This is a genomic window from Kribbella sp. NPDC050124 (assembly GCF_044460355.1).
GTDB lineage: Bacteria > Actinomycetota > Actinomycetes > Propionibacteriales > Kribbellaceae > Kribbella.
The window spans coordinates 1-18,707 of sequence record NZ_JBITJU010000041.1 but is presented as its reverse complement, the minus strand read 5'-3'; the positions used below and the strand labels follow the sequence as shown (position 1 = coordinate 18,707).

The window sequence follows — 18,707 nt, the reverse complement described above, 5'->3', positions numbered from 1 at the left end:
AAAGTTCGGTTTGGACGCGGATCTCACATCGTAGTCGGGGCCGCGACACTTTCCGCTGGGCGTGAAACGAGGCGCACTCCAGCGTCCGACCCCGTAGGCTGGCTATCCGGTTTCCGGCGACCCCGCCGGATGGCACTGAGACGACAGGGGGCCTGCGAGTGGTTGACCTCGCGAACCTGAGGGACCCGGTCGTGATTGCCGCGTTCGAGGGCTGGAACGACGCGGCGGAGGCGGCCACCGGAGCGGTCGACCACCTGATCGACGAGTGGGACGCAGAGCTCGTCACCGCGATCGACCCCGAGGACTACTACGACTTCCAGGTGAACCGGCCGCAGGTCGGCTTCGACGACGACGGCGTCCGGCGGATCACCTGGCCGACCACGCGCGTGTACCTGGCCCGGCCCGACGACACCGGCCGGGACGTGCTGCTGATCCGGGGGATCGAGCCAAACATGCGCTGGCGCGGGTTCTGCCAGGAGCTGCTCGAGGTCGTCGACGAGTCGAACTCGCAGCTCGTGGTCGTGCTCGGCGCGCTGCTCGCCGACTCCCCGCACACCCGGCCGATTCCGGTCTCGGCGACGTCCAGCGACCCGGACCTGGCCGCGTCCTGGAGCCTGGAGCCGTCGACGTACGAGGGCCCGACCGGCATCACCGGGGTGTTCGCCGACCTCTGCGGCAGCCTCGGCGTACCGGCGGTGTCGATCTGGTCGGCGATCCCGCACTACATCGCCGGCAGCCCGTGCCCGAAGGCGTCGCTGGCGCTGCTGAGCAAGGTCGAGGCGCTGCTGGACCTGCAGATCCCGGAGGGCGAGCTGCCCGAGCTGGCCCGGGCCTGGCAGCGCGGCGCCGACGAGCTCAGCGAGGAGGACCCCGAGGTCGCGGAGTACGTGCACTCCCTGGAGGAGCAGCGCGACACCGCCGACCTGCCGGAGGCCTCCGGCGAGGCGATCGCCGCCGAGTTCGAGCGCTACCTCAAGCGGCGGAACAAGAACCACCCCGAGTAATCCGGCAGCTCACCCGCAACCTCGTCCACCTTCTGGGGACCTCGTACATCCGACCAGATGTCCGAGGTCCCCAGGAGGTGTCACCGGCTGACTGCGGTCACAGCTCCCGGGCGGCGGTCGTGATCACGTCGTCCAGGACCGCCCGGGATCTGGACAGGTCGGCGATCATCCGGTCGATCCGGTCCCGCTCGGCGGTCAACTCGGTGACGAGCTCCGGGGTGGCGCGCTCGTTCGGGCCGCCGTCGGGGTCGCGCATGCACGGGAGCAGCTCGCCGATCTTCTTGCTGTGCAGGCCGGCCGCGTACAGCTCCTGGATCAGGATCACCCGGTCGACGGCGCGCTCGGCGTACTCCCGCTGGCCTCCCGGCGTCCGCTCCGACACGAGTAGCCCCTGCTGCTCGTAGTACCGCAGCGACCGCTCGCTCACCCCGGTGCGCCGGGCCAGCTCGCCGATCCGCACGATCGATCCTCCAGGGCTTGAACCTGACATTGATGTCAGATTTTACCGTGCCGGTATGACGCTCTTCGACTACAGCCCGATCACCGACCGCCCGTCGCTCACCTGGCCCGGCGGCAAGCGGGTCGCCTTCTACGTCGGCCTCAACATCGAGCACTTCGTGCCCGACCGGCCGTCGACCAGCATCTGGCCGCTCGAGCTCACTCCGGATCCGCTGAACCACGGCTGGCGCGACTACGGCGCCCGGGTCGGGATCTGGCGGACCATGGACATCCTCGACCGGTACGGCGTCCGCGCCAGCGTGCTCCTCAACTCCGACGTCGCCGAGCACAACCCGCAGATCATCCAGGCAGGCGTCGACCGCGACTGGGCCTGGCTCGCGCACGGCAAGACCAACTCGACCCTGCACACCGGCCTGGAGCCGGACGAGGAACGCAAGGTCCTCGCCGAGATCGTCGGCGCCATCGAAACCGCGACCGGCCGCCGTCCGCAGGGCTGGATGGGCCCTGGCCTGACCGAGACGCACAACACCCCGGAGCTGCTCGCCGAGCTCGGCCTGAGCTACGTCCTCGACTGGACGAACGACGACCAGCCGTACCAGCTCAACGTCCCCGGCATGCTCAGCGTCCCGTACACGGTCGAGCTCAACGATCTGCTCATCTTCCCGCGCGGCATCACCGGCCCCGAGTTCGTCCAGATGATCAAGGACCAGTACGACGTACTCCGGGCCGAGGGTGGACGCGTCTTCCCGCTCGCTTTGCACCCGTTCGTCATCGGGCAGGCGTTCCGGGCCAAGTACCTCGACCAGGCGCTCGAGTTCCTCGCCTCACAGCCGGACGTCTGGCTGACCACGAGCGACGAGATCGCCGCCCACTACACCGCCAGCTTGACCCCGAGCAGCGCGTCGACGGCCTGAGCGACCAGCGCCGGCGCCTCCACGTCGTCGCCGTTCGTCTCGGCCCACGTGTCGATCGCGGACAGCGCGGCGACGGTGTCGAGGTCGTTGGTGAGCGCAGCCCGTACGGCGTCGACCGCAGCGGCACCGTCCGGACCCGAGGCGCGGGTGACGGCGCCACGCCAGACGTCCAGGCGCTCCTGGGCGTCGAGCAGCTCCGACGACGTCCAGAACCAGTCCGTGCGGTAGTGGTGCGCGAGGAGCGCCAGCCGGATCGCCATCGGGTCGGATCCGGCCAGGCGTTCCTTCGACACCAGCACCAGGTTGCCCTTGGACTTCGACATCTTCTCGCCGTCCAGGCCGACCATCGCCTGGTGGACGTACGCCCGGGCGAACGGGTACTTCCCGGTCGCCACCTGCGCGCCGCTGGCCGACATCTCGTGGTGCGGGAAGATCAGGTCCGACCCGCCGCCCTGGACGTCGAACGTCATCCCGAGGTGCTCCAGCGCGATCGCCGAACACTCCACGTGCCAGCCCGGACGACCGCGGCCGAGAGCCGAGTCCCAGGCCGGTTCGCCGGGCCGCTCGTGCCGCCACAGCAGGCTGTCGAGCGGGTCCTGCTTGCCCTCGCGGTCCGGGTCCCCGCCGCGCTCGGCGAACAGGGCGCGCATGGTCTCGCGGTCGTACCCGGACACGCTCCCGAAGGCCGGATCCGCCTTGACCGCGAAGTACAGGTCGCCGTCCACCGAGTAGACCGCCCCGGCCCGCTGCAGGTCCTCGACCGCGTTCGCGACCAGGTCGATCGACTCGACCACGCCGACATAGTTCTGCGGCGGGATCACCCGCAGCGCGGTCATGTCGTCGCGGAACAGCTGGATCTCCTGCGCGGCCAGGTCGGTCCAGTCGACCCCGGTCGCCGCCGCCCGCTCGAGCAGCGGGTCGTCGACGTCGGTGATGTTCTGCGTGTAGTGGACGTCGTACCCGGCGTCCCGCCAGAGCCGGTTGATCAGGTCGAACGTCACGTACGTCGCCGCGTGGCCCATGTGGGTGGCGTCGTACGGCGTGATCCCGCACACGTACATCCGCGCCGGGCCGCCGTCGGCCGGTGGCACCTCGACGGGTCCGCCGGACGCGGTGTCGTAGAGGCGCAGCCGCCGTGCCGGGCCCGGCACGACCGGGATATCTGGTTTCGTCCACGCCTGCATGCCCTGGAGCTTATGTCAGCCCGGATTTCCCCGGCGCGACACGGTTCCAATCTCCGGTACCGGTATTCTCGCGCTGGGTCGTCGGCTACCCTGCCCAGACCCTTTCGGCGTACGCCGTGAAGCTCGCCGGCGGCCGGCCGAGCAGCCGCTGGACATCGCCGGTCGGGATCGTCAGATGGCCTTCTCGCATGATCTCGAACAGGGCGTTCAGCTCGTCCGCGACCTCGCCCGGCAGGCCCGCGGCGAGCAACTCCTCGCGGTACCCCGCAGGGGTCAGGGCGACGTACTCCATCGGCCGTCCGGAGACCTTCGCGATCGTCTCCACCGCCTCGGCGAAGGTGATCGCCTCCGGCCCGGACAGTTCGTAAGCCTGGCCGTCGTGATCGGCCGACGTCAGTACCGTCGCGGCCACCTCGGCCACGTCCTCGACGTCCACGAACGGCTCCCGCAATTGGCCGGCCGGGAGCGCCAGCCGGCCCGCCAACAGCGGCTCGTACCAGAGGTCCTCGTCGAAGTTCTGGGCGAAGTTGTTCGACCCCAGGATCGTCCACCCCACGCCGGAGGCCCGGACCGCGCGCTCCGCCTCGGCCATCCCGGCGCCGAACCGGCCCATGACCTTGTCCATGCCCCGGCCCGACAGCGCGACGAAGCGCCGTACCCCGGCCGCCACCGCCTGCGCGACGAACGGCTCGATCGGCGCCGGATCCTCTGGTGCGACCAAGTACACCGCTTCGATCCCGCGTACGGCGGCCGCCCACGTGCTCTGGTCCGCCCAGTCGAAGCGGGTCTCGCTCGACCGCGACGCGGCCCGTACGTCGACGCCCTGCTCCCGCAACCGCGCGACTACCTGGCGGCCGGTCTTACCTGTTGCCCCTAGCACCAAAATCGTCATTCCCCGAGTCAATCCGGACATGCCCGCCGAACCCATGGGCGACCGGACCGCGGGCATGTCCGTGCGGCCCACCTATCGTGGCTGCGTGGATCCTCTCGACGACCTACTGCGCGGCCTGCGCGCCGAGGGCGCTGTCCTCGGTACGTCGGTCCTCGCCCCGCCGTACGCGCTCCGCTTCGTCGACGGCGCGGCCCTGACCCTGTGCGCACCGCTGCTCGGCGACGGCTGGCTCGTCGTCGACGGCGCCGAACCACGCCGGATCCGGCCGGGCGAGATCGCGGTCGTGCGTGGGCCGGCTTCGTTCCTCTTCACTGACGATCCGACCCGATCGGGGCCGGCGCTGGACGTGTACTGCGACGGACGGGTCGACTCACCCGGCCCGGTCGACGCCGGCACCGTGCTGCTCGCCGGCGCGTACCACGTCCGCCAGGAACTCCCCCGCCGGCTGCTCGAGGAGCTCCCGCCGCTGGTCGTCATCACCGAGGACCACGACTGCGCACCGCTGCGCGACTACCTGCAGGAGCGCATCGCCGCCGGCGCCCTCGGCCGGCACGTCGTACTCGACCGACTCATCGACTGGCTGATGGTCTGCACCCTGCGCGACTGGTTCGAGGGTAACCGGCCGCCCTGGTACGACGCCCTCGGCGACGACGTGGTCGGTCCGGTCCTGCACGCGATGCACGGCTCCCCCGCGGCCGGGTAGACGCTCGCAGGGCTGGCCGAGGTGGCGACCGTGTCCCGGACCACCTTGGTACGACGCTTCACCGAGCTGACCGGTCAGGCGCCGCTCGCCTACCTGACCGAGCTGCGGATGACCCTCGCGGCCGATCTCCTGACCGAGCCTGGTGCGACCGTCGCCACGGTCGCTCGCCGGGTCGGGTACGCCGATGCCTTCAGCTTCAGCGCCGCCTTCAAACGCGAACGTGGCGCGAGCCCCAGCACCTTTCTGCGCGGTCAGAAAGCCGGCCAGGGAATGGCCGGCCAGTCGTCGCTCGGGTAGGGGTAGACGCCGGTCTTCAGCAGCGTCGCGCAGCGCTCACGGGTCGCGGTCAGCTCGACCGCGGTGATCAGCTCGCACAACTGCTGCCCGAGCCCGCCGGCGAGTTGGTCGGCCAGCTTGCGTACGTCGTCCAGCAGCGCGGCCGGGATCGGTTCGCCGGCCCAGCCCCACAGGACCGTCCGCAGCTTGTCGTCGGCGTTGAAGGTGACACCGTGGTCGACGCCGAACACCCGGCCGTCACCCGGGTTCAGCACGTGGCCGCCCTTGCGGTCGGCATTGTTGACCACGGCATCGAACACGGCCATCTTCCGCAGCGCGTCGGTGTCGGCGTGCACCAGCGTCACCGGGTTGTGCCGGCCGTCGAGCGCGTCGAGCACACCGAGCCAGCCGGCCGGCACGCGTCCCTGCGGCACGATGTCGACCAGCTCGGTCTCCCCCGGTCCGAGCTCGGCCTCGTCGATCCACAGCTGGACCATGCCCTCGCCGAGCGGTCCGTCCCGCAGCAACGTCGGCGGCACGACCGACCAGCCCAGGGCTTCGGACACGACGTACGACGCGTACTCGCGCTGCGCCAGCGTGCCGTCGGGAAAGTCCCACAGCGGCCGCTCACCCTGGACCGGTTTGTAGACCACCGTCGCGGACTGCTCGCCCAGGCTGACCGAGCCCTGGAACGTCCCGTTCGACGCTGCCACCAGCCGGCCGTGCAAAGACAGCTCCCCAGTGGCGAGCAGGTCCAGGTCGGTCATTCCGGCAGGTGCCTGCGGTAGCCGTTGGCGCGCGGGCAGATGTGCCCGTCGGGATCGATCGGCCGCCCGCAGAACGGGCAGCTCGGGCGCCCGGACGCGACCAGCGCGACGGCCCGCCGGGCGAACGCCCGGGCCTGCTCCTCGCTGATCCGGACGACGAACACCTCGGCGTCCTCGGAGTCCATCGCGGCCTGCACCGGGTCGGTCTCCTCGAGCTCGACCTGCTCGCCGGTGACCACCGAGAACACCTCGATCACGACCCGCTCGGCGTCGGCCTCCCAAGCCAGCGTCATGGTGCCGGCCCGGAACTCCTCCTCGATCGGCTGCTCGAGCGGATCGGTGTCGTCGATCCCCACCGGGGTCACCGGGTCCCGGTCGAACCGCCGGGCCACCTCGTCCAGCATCACGTCCAGCCGCTCCGCGAGCGCCATCACCTGTTCCTTCTCACAGGCCACCGAGGTCAGCCGGGTCCCGGCCCGGGCCTGCAGGAAGAACGTCCTCGCACCGGGTTCGCCCACGGTGCCCGCGACGAACCGGTCCGGGTCGTCGTAGGAATGCACAACTCGCGCCATAGCTAGACCCTATTACCGTCCGCCGACCACTGCGTCCGAGGTCTGCTTCTTCGCCCGGCGCGACTTCGGCTGCGGCTTCGGGACCAGGCTCGCGAGCTCACTGCCGGAGTCGTTCAGGCGGACCAGGAACGGGCGTGTCTTGGTGTAGGTGATGATCGTGGTCGTCGCGGTGTCCACCACGATCCGCTGGAACGTGTCCAGGTGCTGAGCGAGCGCGTCCGCGACGATCGCCTTGATCACGTCGCCGTGCGACACCGCGACCCACAGCGCGCCGTCCCCGTGGCTGTTCGCCAGCGCCGCGTCATGCGCCCGTACGGCGTCCACCGCACGCTGCTGCATTGCCCGCATCGACTCGCCGTTCGGGAAGGTCACAGCTGACGGGTGCTGCTGCACGACGGGCCACAACGGGTCCTTCATCAGCGTGGACAGCTGCTGACCGGTCCAGTCGCCGTACCCGCACTCGGTCAGCCGGCGATCCGTTGCCGGACGCAACTCCGGATGGTGTTTCGCGATCGCCGCCGCGGTCTGCTTGCACCGGTCCAGCGGCGACGTGACGATCGCCGCCAACGGCAGCTCGGCCAGCCGCTGCGCGACCACCTCGGCCTGCTGCCGCCCGATCTCGTCCAGCTTCACCCCCGGCGTGCGGCCGGCCAGCGTGCCGGACGTGTTCGCCGCGCTACGACCGTGCCGAACCAAAATCACCGTGGGCATGCAGTGCACGTTATCCGGTCGAGCAAGTCACAGTGGGATGATGGGTGCGTGATCGTGGACTGCGGCGTTTACGCCGAGGGGGAACGGCAGGATCTGCCCAGGGATCCGGAGACCGTTGCGCAGGCCATCGACGACGACGGCCGGTGCTTCGGGTGGGTCGGGCTGCACGAGCCGTCGGACGCGGAGATGCGCCGGGTCCAGCGGCTGTTCGACCTGCACGAGCTCGCCGTCGAGGACGCGCTCAAGGCCCACCAGCGCCCCAAGGTCGAGCGGTTCGGCGACGCGATCGTCGTCGTACTGCGCACCCTCTGGTACGTCGACGAGGGCGACGCGGTCGAGACCGGCCAGCTCAGCGTGTTCATCGGTCCCCGGTACGTCGTCACCGTCCGGCACGGCGAAGGCGGAGAGCTGGCCACGGCGCGGCAGGAGCTGGAGGAGCGCGCGTCCATGCTCGGCCACGGTCCGGCCGCCGTACTGTGGGCGATCTGCGACTCGGTCGTCGACGCGTACGAGGAAGTCGCCGAGCAGGTCGAGATCGACGTCGATGAGGTCGAGAGCTCGGTGTTCTCCCCCGAGCGCACCAGCGACGCGGAGCGGATCTACAAGCTCAAGCGTGAGGTGCTCGAGATGCGCCGCGCGATCCAGCCGCTGCGGGACCCGATGGAGCAGTTCGCGCACGGCGTACCCGGGATCAGCCCGAAGGCCGCGCCGTTCTTCCGCGACGTCGCCGACCACGTCAACCGCGTCTCCGACCAGACCGAAGCCTTGGATGTCCTGCTCAGCTCGGCCCTCAACGCCCACCTGGCCCGCGTCTCGGTCCAGCAGAACGACGACATGAGACGCATCTCGGCATGGGTCGCCATCGCCGCGGTGCCGACCATGGTGGCGGGGATCTACGGCATGAACTTCGACAACATGCCCGAACTCCGCTGGCACTACGGCTACTACGCCATCCTCCTGCTGATGGCCACCGTCTGCTTCACCATGTACCGCTTCTTCCGCAAAGTCGGCTGGCTGTAAACCCCACGGCCGTCGCACCACGGACACCCTCTCGGGACCGCGGACATCTGGTCAGATGTCCGCGGTCCCGATTTCCTGGCCGAGGTTCAACGAGCCCGCGTCAGGTGGCGGTGATGGTGCTGGTGGCCAGGAGGATGACGATGACGATGCCCACCAGGATTCGGTAGAAGGCGAAGACCTCGATGGTGTGTTTGGCGACGAACTTGAGGAGCCAGGCGACGGACGCGTAGGCGACCACGAAGCTGACCACGGTGCCGACTAGGACCGGGACGAGGCCTACGCTGCCGTCCAAGGCGTGCGGGAGCTCGAAGATCGCGGCGCCGACGAGGGCGGGGATGCCTAGCAGGAACGCCATCCGGGTGGCCGCGACTCGGTCCAGGCCGCAGAAGAGGCCGGCCGAGATGGTGGCGCCCGAACGGGAGACACCGGGGATCAGCGCGAGGCACTGGAGGACGCCCATCACGATCGCGTCGATCAGCGTGATCCGGGTCAGCGGCCGGGACTTCTTGCCGAACCGCTCGGCCGCGACCATCACGAACGACCAGCCGATCAGCGACGCCGCCACCCACCACAGGCTGCGCAGCGGACCCGAGATGATGTCGCGGCCGAGGTACCCGACGATGCAGATCGGCAGCGAGCCGACGATCACGAACCAGCCCATCCGGTGGTCGAACTCGCCGCGGTACTCGGGGTGCCGCAGTCCCTTGAACCACGCGACGGCGTACGTCCGGATGTCCTTCCACATGAACAGCACCACGGCCGCGATCGCGCCGAACTGGATCACCGCGGTGAACGCGGTGATCGCCGGGTCGTCGATCTGCTGGCCGAGCATCTTCGAGGCGATGGTGAGGTGCCCGGTGCTCGACACCGGGAGGAACTCGGTGAGCCCCTCCACGATGCCCAGGATGATGGCTTCCCAGATGGACACTTACTCACCGATCCCGGCGAGCTCGAGGGCCTCGGCGACGGTGCGCAGGTCGGCGATCCGCTGGTCGACCGTCGGCGCGAACGGGGTCAGGGCGACCGTGGTCGCCCCGGCCTCGGCGTACGCGGTGAGCTTCTCGGCCATCCGCTCCTTGCCGCCGAGCAGCGAGATCGAGTCGATGAATCCGTGCGGTACGGCGGCCATCGCGTCGCGGTGCTGCTTGGCCAGGTACAGGTCCTGGATCCGCTTGGCCTCCTCGGCGTACCCCATCCGGACCGCGAGGGCGTTGTAGAAGTTCTTCTCCCGGCTGCCCATCCCGCCGATGTAGAGAGCGGCGTATCCACGGATCGGGTCGGCCGCGGCCTGCAGGTCGGCACCGGTCATCACCGGCACGGACGCGACGACGTCGAAACCGTCGAGTCCTTCCTGACGGATCTCGCGACCCGTCGCGATGTGCTTCAACTGCTCTCCCAGATAGGCGGGGTCGTTCAGGATGCCGAGCCAGCCGTCGGCGATCTCGCCGGCCAGTTCGAGGTTCTTCGGGCCGACCGCGGCAAGGTACACCGGCACGTGGTCGCGGAGCGGGTGGATGGACAGCTTGAGCGGCTTGCCCGGGCCATCGGGCAACGGCAGGGTGAAGTGCTCGCCCTCGAATGCCACGGTCTCACGCCGCATCGCCGCGTTCACAATCGCCACGTACTCCCGGGTCCGGGCCAGCGGCTTGTCGAACCGGACGCCGTGCCAGCCCTCGGACACCTGCGGGCCGGACACGCCGAGGCCGAGCCGGAACCGGCCGCCGGACAGCCGGTCCAGGGTGGCCGCGGTCATCGCGGTCATCGCCGGGGTCCGGGCCGGAATCTGGAACACCGCGGCGCCGACGTCGATGGTCGAGGTCTGGGCGGCGATCCAGGTCAGCAGCGTGGCGGCGTCCGAGCCGTACGCCTCCGCGGCCCAGGTGACCGAGAAACCGAGCCGCTCGGCCTCCTTCACCAGCCTCAGATGATCCAGATGGTCGTCGCCACCGAAGACGAAGCCGATGTTGAGTCCGAGTCGCATGACAGGCGAGCCTAACGAGCCGTTGTCGGTGGCGGCCAATAGGCTCGGCACATGCAGCAGCGCTATCTCGGTCACAGTGGACTGGCGGTGAGCCGGCTCGGCCTCGGCACCATGTCCTGGGGGCGGGACACCGACGAGCACGAGGCGCGCGAGCAGCTCGCCGCGTTCGTGGCAGCCGGTGGCACCCTGATCGACACCGCGGCGGCGTACGGCGACGGTGACAGTGAGCGACTGATCGGCTCGCTGCTCGGCGACGTGGTGGACCGCGACGACCTGGTGATCGCGACCAAGGCCGGGTTCAGCGTCCGCCGCGGCGAGCGGATCACCGACACCTCCCGCGGCGCCCTGCTGCGCGACCTGGAGGGCTCGCTGCGCCGGCTGAACGTCGACCACATCGACCTGTGGCAGCTGCACACCTGGTCGGACGACGTACCGCTCGAGGAGACGCTGTCAGCGCTCGACCACGCGGTGAACTCGGGCAAGGTCCGATACGTCGGAGTCTCGAACTACGCAGGCTGGAAGTCGGCCCGGGCGGTCACCTGGCAGCAAGCCTGGCCCGGTCGCGCGGTCCCGGTGTCGAACCAGGTGGAGTACTCACTGCTCGCCCGGGACGCCGAGGCGGACGCGATTCGGGCGGCCGGCGGGCTCGGGATCGGCATCCTGGCGTGGTCGCCGCTTGGCCGTGGTGTGTTGACTGGGAAGTACCGCACCGGGATCCCGGCGGACTCGCGGGCGGCATCTCAGCATCTGTCCAGATTCGTCGACCCCTACCTCGACGGCCGCGGTTCGGGCATCGTGGAGGCAGTCGCACGAGCCGCCGACGGGCTCGGCTGGACACCGCTCGAGGTGGCGCTCACCTGGGTGCGGGACCGGCCGGGCGTGTCGGCGGCGATCGTCGGGGCCCGGACGGCGATGCAACTCAAGTCGATCCTGGGTGTCGAGGAGCTCAACCTCCCACCCGCGATCGTCGCAGCGCTGGAGGATGTGTCGTAGCAGGTGGAGGTGCGGATGGCCGAATACGAACTACAGCAGTTCGAGGTGTCCAGGACGGAGTCGCGCGGCGCCGTCCGCCGGTTGCTGACCGAGCACGCCGAGTACGGCGGCTGGGAGCTGGCCCGCCTCCGCCGCTACCCCGACGGCACCCGCCGAGTCTGGCTCCGCCGCCGCATCATCCGCGTCATGCGAACCCTCTGAGCAACCCCGTCGGCCAGCCGGGGTTTCAGAGGTCGTGCGGAACCCAGAGATTGGGTTCCGGGGCGGTTCTCGAGCGGGAACGCGGCCGTGCTGCTTTCACCAGGATTGCCGACGCGATCAGCGTGGTGAGCAGGCCCGCGCCGATCAGCGTGTGCTCGGCGCCGGCGGCCGCGATGATCGGCCCGCCGGCCAGCATCCCGGCCGAACTGCCCGCGTTCACGACGACCGTCTGCCCCGACAGCAGCGCCCGTCGCTCCGCCCCTGCCGAGGTCCGCGTGATCACGACCGAGATGGCGGCGATCCCGAGGACCACACTGATGCCCGAAAGTGCGCCCATCAGGGCAATGAACGGCGGCTGCGTCCACAGGCCCATCCCGGCCCAGCAGAACCCCATGAAGCCCCAGGCCCCGGCGGCGAGCGGTACCGGCGGCAATCGCCGGACGACGGCCAACGAAATCGCCGTCCCGATCACCGACCCCACGCCGTACCCGGTCATGCCGGCCGCGAGATAAACACCGGGCTCACCGCGCTGCGCGCCGATCACCGACAGCCCCAGCGTGAACGCGAACCACGTCACGCACCCGGTCCCCCGAACGATCCAGCCGTAGAGCACGTCCGGACGCGTCTTGAGACTGGCCCGGATTGACGGAGTCGCAGTGCGCTCAGGAGCGCGCTCTGCCTTCACAGTGCACGCCAGAAGTCCTGCTGCCAGCACACCGACTGCCTCCACCCACAGCAGCCCGTTGGTGAGGCCTGTCGACACCGCAAAGGCTCCAATGACCGGTCCGACCATCATGCCGACCCTGCGCAGTCCGTCCTGCCAGGTCAGCAGTACGACGGCCTTGCCCTCGCCCCACCGGTCTCCGGTGTCAGCCAGCAGTGCCGACCGCCCTGGTGTGGACAGGGCCTCGCCGCAGCCGAGCAGTAGACCACTCACGACCAGCAACCCGGGTGTCAGGAGCCCGAGCATGGCGGTAGCCGGCACACTGGCCAGCGCCAACGCCTGGATGGCCGCAACCACTGCAAGCCGTGGACCCGAGTCCACCCATTGCCGCGCCCTCCTGGCCCACCACGGCGACAGCAGCACCGGTACGCCGGACGCGCCGCCGACCAGCCCGGTCGCAGCGACCGATCCTGTCTCATGAAGGACCACCAGCGGCAAAGCAACCTGCGTGAACCGGAGCGCCAGGTCCGCCACACCACCGCCGACCAACAGCGCGAGTGCTTCGTTCCGGGCCCTCATGCCTTTGATTCTTGGAGTTTTCCGCTCCTGTCGGTAGCAGGCGAAGGCTTCGTGATTGCCATAGGCTGGACCTATGGCCTCATTACCATCGGTCGAGGATCTACGGCTGGTGCAGGCGATCAGGCGGACCGGGGCGGTCGGCACCGCGGCCCGCGAGCTGCGCATCTCGCAGCCGTCCGCGTCACAGCGCCTGGCCCGGCTCGAGCGCATGTGCGACACGAAGCTTTTCGAACGCGACACCCGCGGCGCCCGCCCGACTCCGGCAGGGGCCGAGCTCTGCCGCCGAGCCGACCACATCCTCGGCCACCTCGAGGAGGTGTACGCCGCCACCCGGTCGGCCGCCGCCGGACACCGGCTCGTGATCGGCACCTTCGCCAGCATCGCGCCGATCCTGTTCCCGGTCCTGGACGCGGACCTGCCCGACCTCGACATCGAGCAACAGGTCGACCACGGCCACTTCCTGGTCGAACGGATCGCGGAGGGCACGATGGACGCCGCGTTCATCGCGATCGCCGACCAGATGACGCTGCCCCGCGGCACCACCGCCCGTCGCGTCGGCCGCGACGAGCTCGTCCTGTTCGTCCCTCCCGGTGCGAGCCCACCCGGTCGCGGCAAACAGCCGCTGAAGGACCGCCCGATCCCCTTCTCCACCTACGACCGCGGCGCCGAGGACATCCACACCCGCCTGGTCGCGCTCGGCGCGATCCCCCGCCGCGGCGTGACGCTGAGCACCACAGTCGCCATGGCGCGGCGTCGTACCCAACTCGCTCTCGTCCCCCGCAGCGCGCTCGCCACCGAGCTCCGCCCCGGCGAGCGCCTCGTTCCCGCGCCCTTCCGCTACCGGCTCACGCTGTCCCTCGTCACGACGCCCACTCCCCCGCAACCCCTGATCCGGTACCTCCCGAGCCTTCGCACCACCCTCAACCTCTTGTGAGCGATCGCCGGTGGGACGACGCTAGAAACGAGGTGGGTGCCATGACACAGCGGCAATGGACAGTTGACATCGTGATCGACGAGGTCGAGGACGAGCGGACGACGCACGCCGAGGCCCGGCTGCGGACCGACGGGGAACAGCTGGCCGGACGAGGTACGGCGTACCGGCACCCGAACGACGTCGAGGTGCCACAGATCGGCGACGAGCTGGCGGCCGCGCGGGCGCTGTCCGAGCTGTCCCACCGCCTGGTGCTCGCGGCGGCGCAGGACATCGAGGAGATCACCCACCGGCCGACCCGGCTGCGTAGCTGACGGCAGCTGACCTCAGGCCTCGTCGAGGAACCGGTCCAGCACCCGGGAGCCGAACTCCAGGGCGCTGGTCGGGACGCGCTCGTCGATGCCGTGGAACATGCCCATGAAGTCCAGGTCCGGCGGCAGCTGCAAGGGCACGAACCCGAAGCACCGGACGCCGAGCCGGCTCCAGGACTTGGCGTCGGTGCCGCCCGACATCAGCAGCGGCGCGGTCCGGCTCTGCGGGTCCTCGGCAGCCAGGCACGCCTTCATCGCCTCGACCAGGCCGCCGCTGAACTCGGTCTCCAGCGCGATGTCCTCGACCACCACCTCGCGCCGTACCTTGTCGCCGATGAGCTCGTCGATGGTGGCGAAGAACTCGTCCTCGTAGCCGGGCAGGAACCGGCCGTCGATGTGCGCCTCGGCGTCGCCGGGGATCACGTTCACCTTGTAGCCGGCGTTCAGCATCGTCGGGTTGGCGGTGTTGCGGATCGTCGCGCCGAACATCCGGCTGAAGCTGCCGAGCTTCGCCAGCGTCTCGGTCATGTCGTCCGGGTCCAGTTCGACCTCGAGCACGTCCTCCAGCGTCTTCAGGAACTCCCGGACCGTCGGAGTGACCCGCAGCGGCCACTCGTGCGCGCCGATCCGGGTCACCGCATCGACGAGGTGGCTGACCGCGTTGTCGTGATTCACCATCGACCCGTGGCCTGCCGTACCGCGGGCCTTGAGCCGCATCCAGCTCATCCCCTTCTCCGCGGTCTCGATCAGGTACAGCCGCAGGTCGTCCTTCACGGTGACCGAGAACCCGCCGACCTCGCCGATCCCCTCGGCGCAGTCCGCGACCGTGTCCGGGTGGTTGCTGATCAGCCACTGCGCGCCGTACACGCCGCCGGCCTCCTCGTCCGCGGTGAACACCAGCCGGACCGGCCGCCGCGGCTTCACCCCGGCCCGCTGCCGGGCCCGGACCACCGACAGCACCATCGCGTCGAAGTCCTTCATGTCGACCGCACCCCGGCCCCACACGCACCCGTCGAAGATCTCGCCGGCGAACGGGTCCACCTTCCAGTCCTTCGGATCGGCCGGTACGACGTCCAGGTGTCCGTGCACGAGCAGCGGGTCCGCCGACTGGTCCTCGCCCTCCCAGTGCGCGACCAGGGTCGCCCGGCCCGGCTCCGACTCGTAGATCGTGGACTCGATCCCGACCTCGTCCAGCTTCGCCGCGACGTACTCCGCCGCGACCCGCTCACCGTTGCTCTTCCCATTGCCGTAGTTCGTGGTGTCGATCCGGATCAGCTCACTGCAGAGCTCCACCACCTCGGCGTCAGGTGTGGACGACGTACGCTCGCTGGTCCCCGGAGAAGTCATGGCCCCATCCTCCCCCACCTGGGCATGACACCCGTCGTCCCGGGTATCTGAACGGTGTGAAGGGTGACTGGGTGGAAGTCGTCATCGACACCGGCAACGGGGTGTCGACGTACTCGATCGCCGCCACCAAGGCCGGTCGGCGGGTCGAGATCAACACCACCCGCAACCTGACCGAGGTCGTCGAGGTCACCCGCACCGGCAAACCGATCCGTACCGCCCGGTTCATCACCACCCGCGTGATCGCCCTGGTCGAACATCCAGCGCCGGACTCGCAATGACCACCGGCCCGGTGACGATCGAGTCGTCCGGGGCCTCGCTCCCTGGCGATCTGGCCGTGCCCGCGGAGGCGAGCGGCCTGGTGGTCTTCGCCCATGGCAGCGACAGCAGCCGGCACAGTCCCCGCAACCAGTACGTCGCCCAGGTCCTCAACCGGGCCGGTCTCGCTACCCTGCTCTTCGACCTGCTGACGCCGCCGGAGGCCGCTGACCGCCGCAACGTCTTCGACATCCCGCTCCTGGCTGACCGCTTGAGCGGCGCGTATGAATGGGCCGGCGACCGATTCGGCCCCATCGCCTACTTCGGCGCCAGCACCGGCGGAGCCGCCGCGTTGTGGTCTGCCGCCGACATCGCCTCTGTCGCGGCGGTGGTGTCCCGCGGCGGCCGAGTCGACCTGGCGGGCCCACGCCTGGCCGCCGTGTCGGCGCCCACCTTGCTCATCGTCGGCGAACTCGACACCACAGTCCTCGAGTACAACCGCGCCGCCCAGCGGCAACTGCAGTGCGTCAACGACCTCCAGGTGGTGGCGGGCGCCACCCATCTCTTCGCCGAACCGGGCACGCTCGAGCACGTCGCCGTACTGGCCCGCGACTGGTTCCTCCATGCCCTGGCCAACCACTGAGCCAGACCTGATCGCAGCCCAGGAGGCGCTCGCGCGGGCGACGCCTCCACCGTGGACACCCGAGACCTCGTATCTCATCGGCGGCGCGTGGGTCTGCTTTGCCCGCGGGTTGTCCGGCACCGGGTCGGCGGGCGACCGGGCTTGGGGTGCGGCAGTCGTCATGGACCAGGGCGACGTCGTCGGGCGATGCCTGGTTCCGGGACATGCTTCAGCGTCGTACGTGCCCGGCTTGCTGGCGCTCCGCCTCGGTCCGCTCCTGGAGGACGTCGTACGGCGGCTTGCCCCGGGACCCGACGTACTCCTGCTGGATGCGACTGGGCGTGATCATCCGCGGGGATGCGGGCTGGCGGTGCAGCTGGGCGCCGTACTGGATCTGCCGACGGTCGGCGTGACTCACCGCCCGCTGACCGCGTCAGGCGACTGGCCGGATGACGCGACGGGCGCGACGGCGCCTCTGTTCATCGGCCGCGATCACGTCGCGACCTGGCTGCGCACCCGGCGTTGCACTCGGCCGTTGGTCGTGCACTCCGGCTGGCGGACCGACCTCACCACCGCGGTCGCGGTGGTGACTCGGTCGGTCGCCGGACGCCGTACTCCTGAGCCGTTGCGGAGGGCGCGCCAGGCCGCGCGGGTGCTCAGAGGACCTTGAGGCCGTACATCTCCCCCAGCGGGTCGGCGATCAGCTCGACGCGGGCGCCGTCGGGGTCGCGGAAGTAGATCGACGTGCCGCTCTCCTCCAGGTACTCCACACCGGCCTCGTCCAGGTTCTTCTTCAGTCGCGCCCACTTCTCCGGCTCGACCGAGATGGCCAGGTGATGCAGTCCGCCGAGCACCTCGGCGTACGGACCGAGGTCGAGACCCGGGAAGTCGAAGAACGCGAGCAGGTTGCCGTTGCCGATGTCGAAGAAGAAGTGGTTCGAGCCCTCGTAGTCCCGGTTGCCGACGATCTCGGTGAGCGGGAACTCGAGCACGCCCTGGTAGAACCGCACCGTCCGCTCGACGTCCGCGCACAGCACCGCGACGTGATGCAGGCCGCGTGCTGAGCTCGTCTGCCCCTCCTTCAGGTACGTCGTTCTGATCCGCTCGCGCTCGGCCTCGATCGCCGGCAGGTCGATGTCGGTCATCCCTTTTGGGCCCCCTCAGATCCGGAAGAACAGGTTGAGATAGCGGTCGGCGACGGCCCGCTCACCGCGGATCGTGCCGGAGTTGCTCCGCCCGAACGCGGTCAGCACGAAGCTGCCCGGGTCGAACTCGAGAACCGTGGACAGGTCGCCGACGTCCGCCGGCTGCTCGTACGTCATCCCGTCCGGGCCCACGCGGACCCGGGTGTCGCCGGCGTTCGGACCGGAGGTGATGCGGATGCCGAGCTCGGCGGGCTCCGTCGTACCCGCGGTCCCCTGCCACACCACGAACATGAACGGCACCAGCAGGTCGGCCGCCTCGCCGGTCAGCCCGTGCGCCCGGCCCGTCCCCTGCCGGACGTCCCAGGAATGGACGCCGTAGTCCATCAGCTGGAAGGCCGGGTAGAAGAACGACGGCACCGGACCCATGTAGAAGTGCGCCACGTTCAGGCCGGTCCAGTCCTCCGGACCGAGCGCCTCGAAGGTCTCCATCATCTTGTCGAAGTCAGTCCGGAGCCGCTCGACCAGCTCGGCCCGCGGTACGTCGCGAAGAGCCAGCGCCTGCTTGTCGACCCGCTCAGCCATCCCCGGCAGCCCGTACGCCGCCGGCAGCTCGGTGTGCGACCGGGCCGCGTCGAAGGCGACGAAGTACGCCTCGGTGGTGTCCACGATGTGCGCCACCACGTCCCGCACCTGCCAGTGCCCGGCCCCGGTCGGCGCCTCCCACACCCCGTCGCTGTCGACCAGCTCGAAGAACTCCGCCGCCTCCCGGCGAACCACCCCCAGGATGGTCTCCTTGCCCTCGAACGTCATCGCGTTCCACGCGTTCATCGGACTCTCCTCCCAGCCGCCCCTTGAATTTCAAACTACCCCTAGAAGCCACCGCCGTCAGCCCGCTGAGCCCCGATGTGAATTCCACCCGTGGAGTTTGCTACTGTTCTCCGGTCAGCGTCGCTACGGCGACCAGACCACTCGTCCGGGTGGCGGAATAGGCAGACGCGCTAGCTTGAGGTGCTAGTGCCCTTCGCGGGGCGTGGGGGTTCAAGTCCCCCCTCGGACACCAACGCTAAAGCCACGCAGAGCGGGGCTGATATGTAGGACCTGTTTGTCAAGTGGGCGTGGCGAATCGGTCCTGATGTCGGGTCAGGACTAGGAGAGGGTTCCCCGCCGTGGGGTGCC

At 69.7% G+C, this 18,707-nt stretch carries 24 protein-coding genes and 1 tRNA gene; 13 read left to right on the top strand and 12 right to left on the bottom strand.

Annotated elements, in window-relative coordinates; genetic code table 11:
• Positions 1-158 precede the first annotated feature (158 nt).
• The gene (locus tag ACIBL3_RS44925; RefSeq protein WP_396360160.1) at positions 159-1,004 is read left to right on the top strand and encodes a PAC2 family protein; all 846 of its coding nucleotides are present in this window, start codon (positions 159-161) and stop codon (positions 1,002-1,004) included.
• Positions 1,005-1,101: 97 nt separating this feature from the next.
• Here the strand turns inward: ACIBL3_RS44925 and ACIBL3_RS44920 are convergent, their stop codons facing one another.
• Positions 1,102-1,464 (bottom strand): MerR family transcriptional regulator, encoded by a 363-nt coding sequence (locus ACIBL3_RS44920; RefSeq protein WP_396360159.1) that lies wholly within the window; start codon positions 1,462-1,464, stop codon positions 1,102-1,104.
• A 55-nt stretch (positions 1,465-1,519) separates the two neighbouring features.
• Here ACIBL3_RS44920 and ACIBL3_RS44915 point away from each other — a divergent pair, with 55 nt between their 5' ends.
• Positions 1,520-2,377 (top strand): polysaccharide deacetylase family protein, encoded by an 858-nt coding sequence (locus tag ACIBL3_RS44915; protein ID WP_396360158.1) that lies wholly within the window; start codon positions 1,520-1,522, stop codon positions 2,375-2,377.
• On the opposite strand, the gene mshC is transcribed toward ACIBL3_RS44915, so the two are convergent.
• Together mshC and ACIBL3_RS44905 are read right to left on the bottom strand one after the other, a co-directional pair.
• Complete coding sequence (gene mshC, locus ACIBL3_RS44910) at positions 2,335-3,561, bottom strand: cysteine--1-D-myo-inosityl 2-amino-2-deoxy-alpha-D-glucopyranoside ligase (RefSeq protein WP_396360157.1); 1,227 nt, start codon at positions 3,559-3,561, stop codon at positions 2,335-2,337. The genes ACIBL3_RS44915 and mshC overlap by 43 nt on opposite strands.
• Before the next feature lie 85 nt (positions 3,562-3,646).
• The gene (locus tag ACIBL3_RS44905) at positions 3,647-4,453 is read right to left on the bottom strand and encodes an NAD(P)H-binding protein (protein WP_396360156.1); all 807 of its coding nucleotides are present in this window, start codon (positions 4,451-4,453) and stop codon (positions 3,647-3,649) included.
• Positions 4,454-4,538: 85 nt separating this feature from the next.
• Here ACIBL3_RS44905 and ACIBL3_RS44900 point away from each other — a divergent pair, with 85 nt between their 5' ends.
• Both ACIBL3_RS44900 and ACIBL3_RS44895 read left to right on the top strand, forming a co-directional pair.
• Entirely contained in the window at positions 4,539-5,156 is a 618-nt protein-coding gene (locus ACIBL3_RS44900) for a cupin domain-containing protein (protein ID WP_396360155.1), read from the top strand.
• A gap of 21 nt (positions 5,157-5,177) precedes the next feature.
• Positions 5,178-5,453 (top strand): helix-turn-helix transcriptional regulator, encoded by a 276-nt coding sequence (locus ACIBL3_RS44895; protein WP_396360154.1) that lies wholly within the window; start codon positions 5,178-5,180, stop codon positions 5,451-5,453.
• Here ACIBL3_RS44895 and ACIBL3_RS44890 read toward each other — a convergent pair.
• Genes ACIBL3_RS44890 through ACIBL3_RS44880 form a run of 3 tightly spaced genes read right to left on the bottom strand, consistent with a single transcriptional unit; the run spans position 5,408 to position 7,482 of the window.
• On the bottom strand, positions 5,408-6,199 hold the full coding sequence (locus ACIBL3_RS44890) for an SCO1664 family protein (RefSeq protein ID WP_396360153.1): 792 nt from the start codon (positions 6,197-6,199) through the stop codon (positions 5,408-5,410). The genes ACIBL3_RS44895 and ACIBL3_RS44890 overlap by 46 nt on opposite strands.
• Positions 6,196-6,771: a DUF3090 family protein gene (locus ACIBL3_RS44885; protein ID WP_396360152.1), complete on the bottom strand. Its 576-nt coding sequence runs from the start codon at positions 6,769-6,771 to the stop codon at positions 6,196-6,198. Before ACIBL3_RS44885 ends, ACIBL3_RS44890 begins: the two co-directional genes overlap by 4 nt.
• Positions 6,772-6,783: 12 nt before the next feature.
• Positions 6,784-7,482, bottom strand: coding sequence for an MSMEG_4193 family putative phosphomutase (locus tag ACIBL3_RS44880; protein WP_396360151.1), 699 nt, complete (start codon positions 7,480-7,482; stop codon positions 6,784-6,786).
• A 48-nt stretch (positions 7,483-7,530) separates the two neighbouring features.
• On the opposite strand from ACIBL3_RS44880, the gene corA reads away from it, so the two are divergent.
• The gene (gene corA / locus ACIBL3_RS44875; protein WP_396360150.1) at positions 7,531-8,502 is read left to right on the top strand and encodes a magnesium/cobalt transporter CorA; all 972 of its coding nucleotides are present in this window, start codon (positions 7,531-7,533) and stop codon (positions 8,500-8,502) included.
• A gap of 100 nt (positions 8,503-8,602) precedes the next feature.
• Here corA and ACIBL3_RS44870 read toward each other — a convergent pair whose 3' ends face one another.
• Complete coding sequence (locus ACIBL3_RS44870) at positions 8,603-9,430, bottom strand: undecaprenyl-diphosphate phosphatase (RefSeq protein ID WP_396360149.1); 828 nt, start codon at positions 9,428-9,430, stop codon at positions 8,603-8,605.
• Entirely contained in the window at positions 9,431-10,483 is a 1,053-nt protein-coding gene (locus tag ACIBL3_RS44865) for an LLM class F420-dependent oxidoreductase (RefSeq protein ID WP_396360148.1), read from the bottom strand. It abuts the gene before it with no gap.
• A 51-nt stretch (positions 10,484-10,534) separates the two neighbouring features.
• Between ACIBL3_RS44865 and ACIBL3_RS44860 the strand changes: the two genes are divergently transcribed.
• Both ACIBL3_RS44860 and ACIBL3_RS44855 read left to right on the top strand, forming a co-directional pair.
• Positions 10,535-11,476, top strand: a complete 942-nt coding sequence (locus ACIBL3_RS44860) for an aldo/keto reductase (protein ID WP_396360147.1) — start codon at positions 10,535-10,537, stop codon at positions 11,474-11,476.
• Positions 11,477-11,491: 15 nt separating this feature from the next.
• The gene (locus tag ACIBL3_RS44855; RefSeq protein ID WP_130448421.1) at positions 11,492-11,677 is read left to right on the top strand and encodes a DUF5703 family protein; all 186 of its coding nucleotides are present in this window, start codon (positions 11,492-11,494) and stop codon (positions 11,675-11,677) included.
• A 25-nt stretch (positions 11,678-11,702) separates the two neighbouring features.
• On the opposite strand, the gene ACIBL3_RS44850 is transcribed toward ACIBL3_RS44855, so the two are convergent.
• The gene (locus ACIBL3_RS44850) at positions 11,703-12,920 is read right to left on the bottom strand and encodes an MFS transporter (protein ID WP_396360146.1); all 1,218 of its coding nucleotides are present in this window, start codon (positions 12,918-12,920) and stop codon (positions 11,703-11,705) included.
• A gap of 73 nt (positions 12,921-12,993) precedes the next feature.
• On the opposite strand from ACIBL3_RS44850, the gene ACIBL3_RS44845 reads away from it, so the two are divergent.
• Positions 12,994-13,854, top strand: a complete 861-nt coding sequence (locus ACIBL3_RS44845) for a LysR family transcriptional regulator (RefSeq protein ID WP_396360145.1) — start codon at positions 12,994-12,996, stop codon at positions 13,852-13,854.
• A gap of 41 nt (positions 13,855-13,895) precedes the next feature.
• Positions 13,896-14,165, top strand: coding sequence for a DUF1876 domain-containing protein (locus ACIBL3_RS44840; RefSeq protein ID WP_396360144.1), 270 nt, complete (start codon positions 13,896-13,898; stop codon positions 14,163-14,165).
• A gap of 12 nt (positions 14,166-14,177) precedes the next feature.
• On the opposite strand, the gene ACIBL3_RS44835 is transcribed toward ACIBL3_RS44840, so the two are convergent.
• Entirely contained in the window at positions 14,178-15,509 is a 1,332-nt protein-coding gene (locus ACIBL3_RS44835; RefSeq protein WP_396360143.1) for a M20/M25/M40 family metallo-hydrolase, read from the bottom strand.
• 71 nt (positions 15,510-15,580) lie between these two features.
• Between ACIBL3_RS44835 and ACIBL3_RS44830 the strand changes: the two genes are divergently transcribed.
• From ACIBL3_RS44830 to ACIBL3_RS44820, 3 genes are read left to right on the top strand one after another with little or no spacing between them, the layout of a single operon-like run.
• On the top strand, positions 15,581-15,787 hold the full coding sequence (locus tag ACIBL3_RS44830; RefSeq protein WP_396360142.1) for a hypothetical protein: 207 nt from the start codon (positions 15,581-15,583) through the stop codon (positions 15,785-15,787).
• The gene (locus ACIBL3_RS44825; RefSeq protein ID WP_396360141.1) at positions 15,784-16,407 is read left to right on the top strand and encodes a dienelactone hydrolase family protein; all 624 of its coding nucleotides are present in this window, start codon (positions 15,784-15,786) and stop codon (positions 16,405-16,407) included. Before ACIBL3_RS44830 ends, ACIBL3_RS44825 begins: the two co-directional genes overlap by 4 nt.
• Positions 16,388-17,056, top strand: coding sequence for an endonuclease V (locus ACIBL3_RS44820; RefSeq protein ID WP_396360140.1), 669 nt, complete (start codon positions 16,388-16,390; stop codon positions 17,054-17,056). Before ACIBL3_RS44825 ends, ACIBL3_RS44820 begins: the two co-directional genes overlap by 20 nt.
• On the opposite strand, the gene ACIBL3_RS44815 is transcribed toward ACIBL3_RS44820, so the two are convergent.
• Both ACIBL3_RS44815 and ACIBL3_RS44810 read right to left on the bottom strand, forming a co-directional pair.
• Positions 17,043-17,531, bottom strand: a complete 489-nt coding sequence (locus ACIBL3_RS44815; RefSeq protein ID WP_396360139.1) for a VOC family protein — start codon at positions 17,529-17,531, stop codon at positions 17,043-17,045. The two genes, ACIBL3_RS44820 and ACIBL3_RS44815, sit on opposite strands and share 14 nt — an antisense overlap.
• A 15-nt stretch (positions 17,532-17,546) precedes the next feature.
• Positions 17,547-18,359 (bottom strand): maleylpyruvate isomerase family mycothiol-dependent enzyme, encoded by an 813-nt coding sequence (locus ACIBL3_RS44810; protein ID WP_396360138.1) that lies wholly within the window; start codon positions 18,357-18,359, stop codon positions 17,547-17,549.
• Positions 18,360-18,502: 143 nt separating this feature from the next.
• Here ACIBL3_RS44810 and ACIBL3_RS44805 point away from each other — a divergent pair.
• Positions 18,503-18,591 (top strand) — tRNA-Leu (locus tag ACIBL3_RS44805).
• The last annotated feature ends 116 nt before the right edge of the window (positions 18,592-18,707 follow it).

What these genes read in the sequence shown, in the direction of transcription:
- ACIBL3_RS44915 (WP_396360158.1), top strand. Translation starts at nt 1,520, where the DNA reads ATGACGCTCTTCGACTACAGCCCGATCACCGACCGCCCGTCGCTCACC.
- mshC (WP_396360157.1), bottom strand. Translation starts at nt 3,561, where the DNA reads ATGCAGGCGTGGACGAAACCAGATATCCCGGTCGTGCCGGGCCCGGCA.
- ACIBL3_RS44905 (WP_396360156.1), bottom strand. Translation starts at nt 4,453, where the DNA reads ATGACGATTTTGGTGCTAGGGGCAACAGGTAAGACCGGCCGCCAGGTA.
- ACIBL3_RS44890 (WP_396360153.1), bottom strand. Translation starts at nt 6,199, where the DNA reads ATGACCGACCTGGACCTGCTCGCCACTGGGGAGCTGTCTTTGCACGGC.
- ACIBL3_RS44885 (WP_396360152.1), bottom strand. Translation starts at nt 6,771, where the DNA reads ATGGCGCGAGTTGTGCATTCCTACGACGACCCGGACCGGTTCGTCGCG.
- ACIBL3_RS44880 (WP_396360151.1), bottom strand. Translation starts at nt 7,482, where the DNA reads ATGCCCACGGTGATTTTGGTTCGGCACGGTCGTAGCGCGGCGAACACG.
- ACIBL3_RS44865 (WP_396360148.1), bottom strand. Translation starts at nt 10,483, where the DNA reads ATGCGACTCGGACTCAACATCGGCTTCGTCTTCGGTGGCGACGACCAT.
- ACIBL3_RS44860 (WP_396360147.1), top strand. Translation starts at nt 10,535, where the DNA reads ATGCAGCAGCGCTATCTCGGTCACAGTGGACTGGCGGTGAGCCGGCTC.
- ACIBL3_RS44855 (WP_130448421.1), top strand. Translation starts at nt 11,492, where the DNA reads ATGGCCGAATACGAACTACAGCAGTTCGAGGTGTCCAGGACGGAGTCG.
- ACIBL3_RS44850 (WP_396360146.1), bottom strand. Translation starts at nt 12,920, where the DNA reads ATGAGGGCCCGGAACGAAGCACTCGCGCTGTTGGTCGGCGGTGGTGTG.
- ACIBL3_RS44845 (WP_396360145.1), top strand. Translation starts at nt 12,994, where the DNA reads ATGGCCTCATTACCATCGGTCGAGGATCTACGGCTGGTGCAGGCGATC.
- ACIBL3_RS44840 (WP_396360144.1), top strand. Translation starts at nt 13,896, where the DNA reads ATGACACAGCGGCAATGGACAGTTGACATCGTGATCGACGAGGTCGAG.
- ACIBL3_RS44835 (WP_396360143.1), bottom strand. Translation starts at nt 15,509, where the DNA reads ATGACTTCTCCGGGGACCAGCGAGCGTACGTCGTCCACACCTGACGCC.
- ACIBL3_RS44825 (WP_396360141.1), top strand. Translation starts at nt 15,784, where the DNA reads ATGACCACCGGCCCGGTGACGATCGAGTCGTCCGGGGCCTCGCTCCCT.
- ACIBL3_RS44820 (WP_396360140.1), top strand. Translation starts at nt 16,388, where the DNA reads ATGCCCTGGCCAACCACTGAGCCAGACCTGATCGCAGCCCAGGAGGCG.
- ACIBL3_RS44815 (WP_396360139.1), bottom strand. Translation starts at nt 17,531, where the DNA reads ATGACCGACATCGACCTGCCGGCGATCGAGGCCGAGCGCGAGCGGATC.
- ACIBL3_RS44810 (WP_396360138.1), bottom strand. Translation starts at nt 18,359, where the DNA reads ATGAACGCGTGGAACGCGATGACGTTCGAGGGCAAGGAGACCATCCTG.